Raw genomic sequence first — 12,464 nt, forward strand, 5'->3', positions numbered from 1 at the left:
TGACAAACTGCCGTTTCGGGGATGTGAAACTTCAGTTATTACTATAAGTCTGTCTTCATTTTTCTGATTATCTCAAGCAGAATTGGTATTTTGTCCCTGCAGGTAAAGTAAATCGCATCAGCGTTAATATCCACATAGTGATGGACGATGATATCCCGCATGCCTTTTGCCCTTTTCCAGTCTACTTCAGGGTATTGCTTCAGCAGTTCACCATCCGTGATTTTATCGAGATTTTTCAGCGACTCACCGATGACTATCAGCATCATGCAAATTGCATCAAGTTTATCGATACCTGCTGGGCTATCAGTGAAATCGGAAATACTGTGAACAGGCTCAAACCGAAGGCAAATCTTGCTGGCCGCCTCTTCGATTTGGCGTAATACCTCCGCTACCAGCTCCCGGTCACGCATAAAGAGCCTCTTTGTCAATTCTTCGCTTGAGAAAAGGGTTCATGTTTTCGCGATAGGTGACGATATCCACTGGGCACTGGAGCACTTCTTCAAGTTCAGACTTCAGCCCTGCCAAGAGGAAAAGATCCGGGCGTTCGATACGAATCACCACATCCACATCGCTGCTCTCCTTCAATTCCCCACGGGCGACAGAGCCAAAGAGGCCAATTTCAAGCAGGCCGTATTCCTGCGCATGCTTCTGCTTGAAGTCCTGGAGTGTCTTCAGGAGTTTATCCGTGCTTTGCAAGGCACACGCTCCATTCCTACTTGAACTTCACCTGGTCATTTTCCACGGTGATTTTCAGGTTTTTGCGGTTTTTGAATTTGCCTCGCAGCAGTTCTTCGGCCAGGGTGTCTTCCACGAATTTCTGCATGACCCGCTTGAGGGGTCTGGCGCCGTAGATTTTGTCGTAGCCCTTCTGCAGCAGGAAGTCGCAGGCTTCGTCGGTCAGCTGCAGGCGCAGCTGGCGATCCTTGAGGCGTCGGTTCATGGTTTCCAGCAGCAGGTGCAGGATCTGACGCAGGTGGCTCTCTTCCAGGGGGTGGAAGACGACGATTTCGTCGATGCGGTTGATGAGTTCGGGGCTGAAGATGCGGCGCACTTCACCCATGACGTTTTCCTTCATGCGGTCGAAGTCGATGACGCTGTGGGAGCGGGTGGCGTCCTTGCCGAAGCCCATCTGCTTGTCGGCTCCAATCATGCGGGCTCCGGCGTTGGAGGTCATGATGATGATGGTGTTGCGAAAATCCACCACGTGGCCGTAGGAGTCGGTCAGGCGGCCATCGTCGAAGATCTGCAGCAGGATGTTGAAGATTTCGGGGTGGGCTTTTTCGATTTCATCCAGCAGGATGACGCTGTAGGGGCGGCGGCGCACTTTTTCTGTCAGCTGGCCTCCTTCTTCGTAGCCCACGTAGCCCGGAGGCGCGCCTACCAGGCGGGAGACGGAGTGTTTCTCCATGTATTCGCTCATATCGAAGCGCACCAGGGCGTCTTCATTGTCGAAGAGGTGTTCGGCCAGGGATTTGGCCAGTTCGGTTTTGCCCACGCCAGTGGGGCCGAGGAAGAGGAAGGCGCCGATGGGCTTGGTGGCAGACTGCAGGCCGACGCGGCTGCGGCGGATGGCCTTGGCCACGGCTTTGACGCCTTCGTCCTGCCCCACCATGCGCTTGTGCAGTTCGTCTTCCAGGGAGAGCAGCTTCTGGGTTTCCCGCTCCTGGAGTTTTTGCAGGGGGATGCCGGTCATGAGTGAGACGACGCTGGCGATGTCCTCTTCACCGATCACGGGTTCAATCTTCTCCTGCTCCTTCTTCCACTCCAGTTTCTCCTTCTCCAGCCGGATAATGAGTTTTTCCTGCTCGTCACGCAGTTTGGCGGCGGTTTCGAAGTCCTGCTTGCCGATGGCGTCCTTCTGCTCTTCGCGCAGTTGCTGGGAGCGGCTCTCCATCTTCTTGAGGTTGTCGGGCAGGATGACCTTGTAGATGCGGGCGCGGGCGCAGGCTTCGTCTATGACGTCTATGGCCTTGTCGGGCAGGAACTTGTTGGTGATATAGCGGGTGGAAAGGCTGATGGCGGCCACGATGGCGGGATCGGTGATGCGCACGTGGTGGTGTTTTTCGTAGCGCTCCCGCAGCCCCTTGAGGATTTCCACGGTGTCGTCGTCGGAGGGTTCGCTGACCAGTACCGTCTGAAAGCGTCGCTCCAGGGGGGCGTCCTTTTCAAAGTACTTGCGGTATTCGGCCAGGGTGGTGGCGCCGATGCACTGGATTTCGCCACGGGAGAGGCTGGGTTTGAGCATGTTGGAGGCGTCGATGGAGCCTTCGGCCGCGCCGGCGCCGATCAGGGTATGGATTTCATCAATGAAGATGATGACATTGTCGTTTTCGGTGATCTCGCGCATGATATTTTTCATGCGCTCTTCAAACTGGCCCCGGTACTTGGTGCCAGCCACCAGCATGCCCAGATTCAGGCTGATAAGGCGTTTGCTGGCGAGAATTTCGGGGATATCCCGGCTGGCGATGCGCTGGGCCAGGCCTTCGGCGATGGCGGTTTTGCCGACGCCGGGCTCGCCAATGAGCACGGGGTTGTTTTTGGTGCGGCGGCACAGCACCTGGATGACCCGCTCGATGACGCTGTCGCGGCCGATCACGGGATCAAGCCGGCCTTCGGCGGCCAGTTTGGTGAGGTCGCGGCCAAATTCATCCAGGGTGGGTGTGGGGGCCTTGCGGGACTGGATGGTGCGGTTCATGCTGTCCAGGTCGGGACGACCGGCGATGACGCGGTTGATCTCTTCGCGGATATGGGGCAGCGAGAGGCCCATGGCGCTGAGGATATCGTAGGCTTTGCCTTTCTGTTCGCGCATCAGGCCGATGAGAATATGTTCGTCGGCCACATAGTTCTGATTGGTGAGTTTGGCCTCTTCCACCGCGTACTCCAGTACCTTCTTGGACTGGGCGCTGAAGGGGATGTCGGCATCCATGATGGTGTTGCGGCCGATGGGCAGGTATTTTTCTATCTCCAGCTTCAGGATGTTGATGTTGATGCCCATGCGCTTGATGACATTGACGCCGATGCCGCCGTTGTCCTTGATGATGCCCAGCAGCAGGTGTTCGGTGGATATGGAGCCCTGCTGCAGGCGCGCGGCCTCCTGGCGGGCAATGATAATGATACGCCTGGCTCTTTCGGTGAACTGCTCGAACATACCCTGTCTCCTGTTGTGAAGTGCCGTTGCCAGCCAAATGGGAGTATACCCTGCGGGGCGATAGTGTCAACTGATTCGGAGATCTGTGCTGGTGCCTCCCTTGTCAAGGGGTGGCACATGGGGTATAACTTGCTGCTGGAAAACGGGCGTCGCCCCTGCCCGGTCGTGTCTGCTCCAGGTGCCCGCATGGCCGCCTGAAACCTTGCGGGGCCCCATGAAAACATACGGGAGTTATACCTATGACCATGTCCATACAGGAAAAACAGCAGCGGGTCCGTGAACTGCTCAAGGAGCGAAACGCCGTCCTGCTGGCGCACTACTATCAGCGCGATGAAGTGCAGGCCATTGCCGACTTTGCCGGCGACAGCCTTGGCCTCTCCATCGAAGCTACCAGGACCGACGCTCCGGTGATCGTCTTCGCCGGAGTGCACTTCATGGCAGAAAGCGTCTACATCCTCTCCCCTGAAAAAACCGTGATTCTGCCCGCCATACAGGCCGGCTGCCCCATGGCCGACATGATCACCAAGGAGAAACTGCTGGCCCTCAGGGATGAATATCCCGGCTATACCGTGGTCTGCTATGTGAACAGCTCGGCGGAAGTGAAAGCGTACTCCGATATCTGCTGCACCTCGGGCAATATGCTGAAGGTCATCGAGAGTATTGAAAACGACAAGATCCTCATGATTCCCGATAAGAACCTGGCCAAGTTTGCAGCGCGCCACTTTCCCGAAAAGGATATCAAGTGGTACAGCGGCTACTGCCCTACCCACGATCGCGTCAACGCGGCCGATGTGGAAGAGGTCAAGGCCCTGTATCCCGACGCCGAGGTGATTGCCCACCCCGAGTGTGCGCCGGAAGTGCTGGCCCTGGCCGATCACATCTGCTCCACCAGCGGCATGTCCCCCTACGCCCGGCAGAGCAGTGCGCGGGAATTCATCATCGCCACCGAGATGGGAGTGCTGTACCAGCTGCGCAAGGATAATCCCGACAAGAAATTTTATATTGCTTCGCGCCGCCTGCTCTGCCCCAACATGAAGATGACTACTCTGGACAGCATCATCCGCTCCCTGGAAACCATGGAGAACATCATCACGGTCCCCGAGGAGATACGCCTGAAGGCGCGGGCGGCGGTGGAAAAGATGATCGCTATCCCCCGCAACGCCTGATGCGTTCCGAGCACCTGACCATCTCGCGCCACCGTGGCGCACGTTGTATCAGGGCTCGCGTTTCCCCCGAGGGCATTCGCGTTACCGCGCCTGTGCGGACGCCAGCCGCCGCCATTGATCTCTTCGTGCAGACCCACTGGGACCACCTGCAGCAAACCTTCGAAGAACTCAGCCGCCATATGCGTCACATCACCTGGGAGCCCGGCTCCCAGGTGCCCTATCTTGGGCAGTGGTACGAGCTGGAACGCTCTTGCGGCGCCTGCCTGCGTGGCAGCGTGGGGATTCGCGCGGAGAAACTGGTGGTGATTCCCGCCCTCGGTGGGAACCGGAGCCTGGGAGAGCAGGTGGCCGCCTGGTATCGTCAGCAGGCCAAAAGCCATATATTCGGGCGCTGCAGCCACTACGCCCGTGAAATGGGCGTGAGCTATGAAGCCATCCGGGTCAAGGACCAGTCCACCCGCTGGGGCAGCTGCTCCTCACGGGGCAACCTGAACTTCAACTGGAAGCTGGTCACCATGCCGCCTTTTGTGCTGGATTACGTGGTCGTCCACGAACTGGCCCACCGCAGACACCTCAACCACGGCGCCGAATTCTGGACCCTGGTTCAGCGTCACAGCTCCCGGGTGGAAGAAGCCCGGGCCTATCTGAAGTCCTATAATCTGGTGTTCGCGTAGCCCTGCCGAAAATCCTGCTACCGCTGCAGGCCCCGCAGCAGGCGCTGCCCCTCATCCCTGATCTGATCCCGCAGTTCCTGCTCCAGTTTTTTCTTTTCCTCTTCCAGCTGTCGCCTCTGTTCATCGGAAAGGCGCTGTAGTTCTGCGTCCAGGCGGGCCTTTAACGCCTTTTCAGAGAGGTCCGTACCCACTCGCTGCTCCAGGGCCTGCAGAGTGGAGATGTCGCCGCGCAGCACCGCCTGCAGCTCTTCAAGCTCTTTTTCGCTGATGCCGGAATTGCGGATCATCTCCGTGGCCAGCTGCTCCAGCTCCGCTTTCAGGCGCTGTTCAAACAGGCGTCGCTGTTCGTCAAGTTCGGCGCGGAAACGGTTGCTCAGCTGGCGGTCCAGGTCGGTGGAGAGGCTGACCCTCGGGCTGGTGAAACGCCCCGAGAGACGCATATCCACGTCGAACTGGCTGACGCTGTCCAGGGTGCGGTGGATGATGCGTTCCAGTTCATTGCCGGGGTTTTCCAGGCCGAGCCTGGCGTCCAGAAAGTGCAGTACGCCGCGTCCGCTGAGAGTGCCGCCGCTGGTGATGTCGATGCGCATATCGGTCTGCAGGCGGCTGGGGCTCATGAAAAGGCGGTCAACCCGGGAACCGCTCTTTTCATAGCCACGCAGGGTAATATTCAGGGTATCCAGGGGCTCAGCCTGACGGCGCTCGCTGACCCAATCGATGCGCAGGGAGTCGTAGCCGCTGACACGGCTGGACTGCAGGAAGGCCTCCATGGGTCTGCCGGTGACGCGCTGGTTGTCGGTCATGCCCTGCAGTCTTCCGGCAAACTGGTTGCCGCTGCCGGTGGTGATATCCAGCGCTGCGTTGGCGATGAGCCAGCCGGGTTTGGGGTCGTACAGGGTGAAGTGGACAATGCGCCCTTCACCGCGCGAAGGCTTGCTGCCGGCCTGCTCTTCGCGCTGGGCGGAGCGCTGGCGCAGCTTTTCCACATAGGGGGAAAGGCGATAGTACCACTCCCGCAGGTTTTCCAGGTTCTCCTGCACGTCTTCGCCCAGGAGGGTTCCCGCCAGTTCAAAGGCGCCATCGGCGTCAAAGGAGTACTTCTCGCGCAGGGCGTCAAAATCATCGCCGGGGAGTGCCTGCAACGCTCTGATGAGCTGGCGGGCCTCGTCGCGGTCGCGGGCCAGGTCGCGCAGGAGGGCTTCGTACTGGTCGACCTCAACGCGCATTTCCCGTTGCAGGGTGCGTGCCTCCTCCAGCAGCTGGCGCAGCTCGCTCTCGCTGCGGATGGTTCGGGCCTGTTGTTCGAGTTCCCGGAAGCGCTCCTGGTAGGGCTGCATATCGGGGCGGCCCAGGGGCAGATCCTGCCATTTGTTTTCAATCTCCTCCAGGCGCTGTTCGATGCGCTGCCCTTCCGTGCGGGTGTGCAGGGTCTCCTGACGCACCACATCCCGTGGCTCGGGCAGGCGTTGGGATACATCGGCCACGAAGGTCTGCGCTGCCGATGGTTCCGTCGCGGGGGGCTTTGGCGCTGGCTCCAGGATGCGGGCGGGAGACTGGCGGGGCTGGTCCAGGGCGACGCCGCTGGCCACCACTTCGTCCAGCAAGAAGCGCCGCTGCAGCAGATGTCCCGAGTCTATGCGCAGGGCGATGCGCTCCGCCTGGGCCAGATTGCGCATGGCGTCGGTTTTGTCGGGAACCTGGAGGCCGCGGATCTCCAGGGCCAGGGGATTCAGGGAAGTATCCAGGGAATCGATTTCCACGGAGGCTCCGGCGGCGCGGCTCAGGCCAATTTCCAGGCCCTTTTTTACCAGGGGATCCATGAAGACCAGTATAAACAGGCTGATGCCACCGATGATGACCACATAGACCAGGGCTCCGATCCAGCGGATGGGCAGCGGCTTTTTCAGCTGGTCAAAACTGGTGTCGTAAGCCAGAAAGAGGCGCACCACGGGAACCTTCTCCGTGAATCGCGAGATGGGGCCACGGTAGAGTTTGACGATGGCGTGAAAGATCAGCCAGGCGGGAAGGAAAAGGGCCATGGCAAGAGCCAGGGAGCCGATGACCAGGGAGTTGTTGAAGCGGGTCAGGCCCATCCAGGGGTTGTTGTACCAGGCCGTCCAGGTTGCTTCCAGGGCGGGGAGGGTCAGGATGCTGTAGCCAGCCATTTCCATGAGCGGATCAAGGAGGTAGGCGATGCCGGAGAAGACAGCCACGGCCACGAAAAAGACACCGATGTTGATATTGAGGAAAAAGGCGAGGAAGAAGACAAACAGGTTATGAAGGGTGAAGAAGGGCGAGAGGCCGGGAATGAGAGCCAGGGCAACCGCCAGGCTGATCTGCCAGGGGCGGGCTTTGGAGTTAAAGGCAGCCAGGGCGCGGCCGAGGATTTCAAACATGGATGTGACCCCCTTGTCTATGCTAAAATAACAAATTACGCAATATTACGCGGCAACACTTCAGATGAGGCCTTTTCAGTAAACTGTTATATTCCAGGCAGCAAAACGGGTCAAGCCGGGAAGACGCTTCCGGGTGGTCATCCCCTGATAGCCTGCCAGGAGGTAGACGTGAAAACATGCTCCCTTTCCCCCTCCCATGACGAACAGTGGCTTTTGCAGACCCTGCAGGAGATCGGCACCTCCCTTGGTGGCCATGGTGTGCGCATAGCCGGTGGCTGGGTACGCGACCACCTGCGGGGGATCGTCACCAGTGATATGGACGTCCTGCTGCTGAACATGGATGCCGAGGCGTTCGCTGAACGGCTGCAGCAGCGGGGGTACGGTTCCCGGCATATCATCGAGCCAAAGCCGGCTCAGGCCCGGATGGCGCGTACGGTCAGGGTCTGCCTGTCACTGCCTTCGGGGGAGCGCTTTGAAGTCGATCTGGGAACCCTGGCCACTGGCGATGGGGAAAGTCTCGATGAAGCTTTGCGCCAGGATGCTGCGGGGCGCGATCTGACCATTAACGCCCTCTTTTACGATCCGGCCACTGCGACGGTGGAAGATCGCACCGGCCAGGGGCTCGATGACCTGCGCCGTGGCCTGCTGCGGGTGCCCGGTGCCCGTCGCTGTAACCTTTGGGACGATCCCCTGCGCCTGCTGCGCATTGCCCGCTTCCATGCCACCACCGGCTTTGCTGTCGAAGCGCAAACCAGGTGTCTGATGGATGATCGGCAGCTGCAGCAGCGGCTTGTCCGGTGCACCAGCCCCGAGAGAATCGGCCAGGAGCTGCTGGCCATGTGGTCGCATCCCCGGGGGAGCCGGGCCATGGAGCTGCTGCATGACTGTGGTGTTCTGGACGCGCTGCTGCTGGCATCCCAAGGTGAGGGAGAGCTGGTGGAGCAGCTGGCCTCCTGGGATATGGATCAGGGCAATGGACACCACGCGCTGAACCTGTGGCAGCACAGTATTGCCGCCATGGCGTGCATGGGTGGGCAGCAGGCCGATGCCGATAGACAAACCCTGGCCTTGCTGCAGGCGGCTGCTTTGCTGCACGATGTGGGCAAGCGCTACCGCCCCCTGTGGGGCGAAAAGGAAGGGGTGGGTCGCACCTATCACGCTCACGAGCACACCAGTGCCCACATGGTGCAAAGCCTGTGTATCTGGCTGTGTCTTGGAAGGCGTTTCTGCGAATCACTCTGTGCCCTGGTGCGTGCCCATATGCTGCCTTCGGGGCTGAAGGATGCCAAAGATCCGGCATTGCGTCGCTTTCTGCGCCGTATGGCTGAAGAAGGCGTCCAGTGGCGGTCGGTTTTTGCCCTCAGCCACTGCGATATCCTGGCCAAGGGGCAGGCCGATGAACAGCTGGCACCTGTTCTGAGTCAGCTGGCGAGCCTGGAACAACGTCTGGAGGGTCTTGAAGCCCAGGCCGCGTCCCTTGGCACGCCCATCGGGCGCCCGGTGCTCAATGGGCGCCAGATCATGGAGGTGTTTGGCAACAGCACGGCGGGCCCCTGGGTGGGAGAGGTGTTGCAGGCCCTTCTGGAGATGCAGGACACCGAACCGGCCATGGACTCTGCTGAAGCCGCCAGGCGTCTGCGGGCCCTGTTCCCTGCCTATGGAGCCCCAGAACGCTGAGCTGATCTCAGGTTGCATGGGCGCAGCAATCTTGCCAACAGTCGCTTTCGGTTGCGCAAAGTGTCTTGTGGTGCTAGCATAACCAGGTTTCTTTCCTGGTGCTTTTCTCTGAAGCAAGAATCCCCTGGAAAAATACGGAAGGATCAAAGCCATGGCATCCCATATTCTTTTCCGTCTGCGCGAAACACTGCGTTTCCTGGTGGCGCTTTTCAGCAGCCGCACCGGGCGTGGGTTTATTGCCGTATACCTGCTGAATATTCTGGTGCTGGCGCTGGTGGTTCTGCTGGGCTTCTCCGCTCTGCTCTTCGGCCTCTTCGAGGGCATGGTGCTGCGTCGCCGTACCATGATGCTGAGCCTTGGTACCCTGGTGACACTGCTGGTAACGGTTCCCCTGATCACCATGCCCTTCTTCTCCTTCAAGGATGTCATCGATCGCTTTGTCAACCTGGTCACTCGCCGTCGGCTTTTTGTGCACCTCAGTGATCACGTGTTTTATCGCCCGACGGTCAGCGGGCATATCTCCCTGCATCTGGCCAAGGCCCACGCGATTCTCGACGAAAAATACCGCCTGCTGTGTGCCGCTCCCCAGGGCACCAGCCAGATCAGTCGTCAGCTGGCCATTTCTCTTGGACGCTCCATTCGCGATGCCGTGCGCCTCTCCCGTGACCTGGTGGAAAAAGGTCGCCTGAAAAAAGAGCAACTTATCGTGGGCGCCACCTATGGCTATCTTTTCGGAGCCGCCAAGAGCAAGCTGGGGCTGCGACGTCATCAGCCTTCATGGTTCCAGCGCCTCTTCAGTGATCTGTTCTATCGCTTTGGCGCTCTGCATGCGGTGTATATGTATTTCATCATCCACGACAGTCTGCCTCCTTCCTTTGACCCGGTGTATTTCATGGCCAGCATTGAAGATGTGGTGGGCACAAACAGCAGCGAGGGTCCGCCGTGCTGAAGACATCTCCCCAGATGCAGGTTTTTGGCATCGTGGGCAAGGACACTTCCTATTCCCTCAGCCCGGTGCTGCACAATGCCATGTTTCGCCACAGCGGCTACGGTGGTACCTATGTGGCGCTGCCCGCCCGTGACGAGGCCACGCTGCGTGGTCTGCTGGCGGCCTGCCGTGGCGGTGCTGTGCGTGGCTTGAATATCACCGTTCCATGGAAAGAGTCGGCAGCCGCCCTGGTGGACTTTCTGGACCCCACCGCCCGCAGCTGTGGAGCGGTCAATACGGTTGTCTGCCGGGAGAACGGCCTGTGGGGCTACAATACCGATGGCAATGGCTTCTGCCGCAGCCTGGTGGAAGAGAGCGGCATGATCCTGGAGGGTGCCCGGGTGGTGATCCTGGGTGCCGGGGGCGCGGCACGGGGCATTGTGCACGCGCTGCTGCAAAACGCCGTCCACTCGGTGCTGGTGTATAATCGCTCCCCTGAGAAGGCGCGTCGATTAGCCCATGATGCCGCTGATGCTCGGGTCAGTGCCGTCAGCGAGCTTCCTTCCATGGAAGGAAGCATCGTGGTCAATACCACCAGCGCTGGCATGAAGGACGATCGCACGCAGCTCTTCAGCGCGCAGCAGCTGAAAGGGGCAGCCTATTTTTATGATATTGTCTACGCGCCGGCGCGCACCATTCATATGGAAATTTCCTGGAAGGCCAATGTGCCTTGCTGCAACGGCAAGGGCATGCTGCTGTGGCAGGCCCTGATCGCCTTTGAGCTCTTTACCGGTTTCAAGTGTCCGGTGAGTGCGGTGCGTCGCGCCCTGGACGAGGCAGCCGCCAATAAGTGGTTTGCCGAGTGACGGTGAGCTGTGGAAAGAAAAAAAGCCGGATCGCAGAAGCGATCCGGCTTTTTCTTTGATCTCAGGTGGTCAGTGTAAGGCAGTGCCCCAGGGTTCATTGGCCATGCGTACCATGTCCTCCACCCCCAGGGTGATATTGTCGAGAATCACATGATTGATGATGCCCTTCATTTCGTCCAGATCCAGGGCATCGCCCTTTTCAAAGGAGGCCATTTCCACACGGTCGAGAATGTCCTCGATGGTGTGGTTGTCCAGAACATTGAACTGCTCCATGAGCGAGAGAATGTTCTTGGCTTCGGCATTGAGAATCTTGCCGATACTTTTGCTGGGATAGGTAATCCCCTGTCCAGAGCGGTAAATCAGACCGGCTGAGTGGCTGGGGATGGATTCCAGGAAGCTCACTGCGGCTCCGATATCCTCTTCACGGTGTCCCAGGGTCTCCATCACATCATATATCGCATCGACATCGCTCAGGCTGCGCTCTTCAATCATCAGCATATTGACGATGGTCTGTGCCAGTTGGGTGTGCTTGTTACTTGTGCTCATGTGGTCCCCCTCTCAAGATAATACCTCCCTGAGTTGTGAGATATATAGCCCAACAGCTCCAGTTCCGCAAGAACTTCCAGAAAAAAAGGGCCTTCCAGCCCACTGCCCTGTCGCAGCTCTTCCGCACCCATGGCCCCCTGATCCCGTAGCAGAGATAAAATTTTCCGTTGTTCCGCGCTGGTGGTCTGATCTTCGATATGGCTGGTATTTTCTGGAGCGAAAAGAGCAGCCAGCGAAGGCAGGGAGAGCTCATTGGCAATATCCAGAGCCGAAGCAGCCAGATGGGCTCCCTGCTGAAGAAGCCAGTGGGAGCCGGCCGATTTGGCCGAAAAGATGCTGCCTGGAACGGCAAAGACCTCCCGCCCCTGGTTGAGGGCCAGACGGGCGGTGATCATGGTGCCGCTCTTCAGGGCGGCTTCCACCACCAGCACTCCCAGGCTCATACCACTGATGATGCGATTGCGGCGGGGAAAGTTAAAGGGTTGAACTGCTGACCCGGGTGCGAATTCGGTTATCACCGCTCCACCCTGATTGACGATCTGCTGGGCCAGGCGGCGGTTCCCCGCCGGATAGACCCGTTCGATACCGCAGCCCATGACCGCGATGGTGTTCCCTGCCGTGCCCAGGGCCGCCTCATGGGCGATGGCATCAATGCCCCGCGCCAGTCCGCTGACGATGCACATGCCGTTGCGGGCAAGGTCGCTGGCGATGGAGCGGGTGGCCTCCTTGCCGTAGGCCGTGGGGCCACGGGAGCCCACTACGGCCAGGGCCGGTGTGGGTGGCAGCGTGCCGCGCCCATAGAGAATCAGGGGCGGATCGGGGATATGGCGCAGGTGCCTGGGGTAGTCGTCATCGCTCAGGCTCACCACCCAGGCGTCTGCGACGCGGCTGAGCAGCTGGCGCTCGGCTTCATAGTCCTTTTGCAGGCGGGCGCGTACTGACGGGGAAAGCACTTCCCGGGCCAGGGCGGTGAGATCCAGGGAGCCCGCCGGAGTCTCCTGGCGGTATATTGTACTCCCCAGGTGCTCCCGGAGGGCAAAGCAGGTGAAGTAATCGCGCATGG

The 12,464-nt window shown here is 59.4% G+C and carries 11 protein-coding genes; 5 read left to right on the plus strand and 6 right to left on the minus strand.

The window, feature by feature from the left end; all coding sequences use genetic code 11:
- Positions 1-41 precede the first annotated feature (41 nt).
- From SELIN_RS01235 to SELIN_RS01245, 3 genes are read right to left on the minus strand one after another with little or no spacing between them, the layout of a single operon-like run.
- Positions 42-410 carry a HepT-like ribonuclease domain-containing protein gene (locus SELIN_RS01235; protein ID WP_013504886.1) on the minus strand — a complete coding sequence of 123 codons (369 nt, stop codon included), beginning with the start codon at positions 408-410 and terminating at the stop codon, positions 42-44.
- Complete coding sequence (locus tag SELIN_RS01240) at positions 403-696, minus strand: nucleotidyltransferase family protein (RefSeq protein WP_013504887.1); 294 nt, start codon at positions 694-696, stop codon at positions 403-405. The genes SELIN_RS01235 and SELIN_RS01240 overlap by 8 nt, the downstream gene beginning before the upstream one ends.
- Positions 697-712: 16 nt before the next feature.
- A complete protein-coding gene (locus SELIN_RS01245; protein WP_013504888.1) occupies positions 713-3,148 on the minus strand; it encodes an ATP-dependent Clp protease ATP-binding subunit in 2,436 nt (811 codons plus the stop codon).
- A gap of 245 nt (positions 3,149-3,393) precedes the next feature.
- On the opposite strand from SELIN_RS01245, the gene nadA reads away from it, so the two are divergent.
- A complete protein-coding gene (nadA, locus tag SELIN_RS01250; RefSeq protein ID WP_041726277.1) occupies positions 3,394-4,314 on the plus strand; it encodes a quinolinate synthase NadA in 921 nt (306 codons plus the stop codon).
- Positions 4,314-4,988, plus strand: coding sequence for a M48 family metallopeptidase (locus SELIN_RS01255; protein WP_013504890.1), 675 nt, complete (start codon positions 4,314-4,316; stop codon positions 4,986-4,988). The genes nadA and SELIN_RS01255 overlap by 1 nt, the downstream gene beginning before the upstream one ends.
- 17 nt (positions 4,989-5,005) lie before the next feature.
- On the opposite strand, the gene SELIN_RS13650 is transcribed toward SELIN_RS01255, so the two are convergent.
- Positions 5,006-7,384, minus strand: a complete 2,379-nt coding sequence (locus SELIN_RS13650; RefSeq protein ID WP_013504891.1) for a TIGR03545 family protein — start codon at positions 7,382-7,384, stop codon at positions 5,006-5,008.
- Positions 7,385-7,552: 168 nt separating this feature from the next.
- Between SELIN_RS13650 and SELIN_RS01265 the strand changes: the two genes are divergently transcribed.
- From SELIN_RS01265 to aroE, 3 genes are all read left to right on the plus strand, one after another.
- The gene (locus SELIN_RS01265; protein ID WP_013504892.1) at positions 7,553-9,061 is read left to right on the plus strand and encodes an HD domain-containing protein; all 1,509 of its coding nucleotides are present in this window, start codon (positions 7,553-7,555) and stop codon (positions 9,059-9,061) included.
- A gap of 151 nt (positions 9,062-9,212) precedes the next feature.
- The gene (locus SELIN_RS01270; protein WP_013504893.1) at positions 9,213-10,010 is read left to right on the plus strand and encodes a hypothetical protein; all 798 of its coding nucleotides are present in this window, start codon (positions 9,213-9,215) and stop codon (positions 10,008-10,010) included.
- Positions 10,004-10,855 (plus strand): shikimate dehydrogenase, encoded by an 852-nt coding sequence (gene aroE, locus SELIN_RS01275; protein ID WP_013504894.1) that lies wholly within the window; start codon positions 10,004-10,006, stop codon positions 10,853-10,855. Before SELIN_RS01270 ends, aroE begins: the two co-directional genes overlap by 7 nt.
- Positions 10,856-10,924: 69 nt before the next feature.
- Here the strand turns inward: aroE and SELIN_RS01280 are convergent, their stop codons facing one another.
- Complete coding sequence (locus SELIN_RS01280) at positions 10,925-11,401, minus strand: DUF494 family protein (protein WP_013504895.1); 477 nt, start codon at positions 11,399-11,401, stop codon at positions 10,925-10,927.
- Entirely contained in the window at positions 11,398-12,462 is a 1,065-nt protein-coding gene (gene dprA, locus SELIN_RS01285; protein ID WP_013504896.1) for a DNA-processing protein DprA, read from the minus strand. The genes SELIN_RS01280 and dprA overlap by 4 nt, the downstream gene beginning before the upstream one ends.
- Positions 12,463-12,464 lie beyond the last annotated feature (2 nt).

The sequence above is a fragment of the Desulfurispirillum indicum S5 genome, from assembly GCF_000177635.2.
GTDB lineage: Bacteria > Chrysiogenota > Chrysiogenetes > Chrysiogenales > Chrysiogenaceae > Desulfurispirillum > Desulfurispirillum indicum.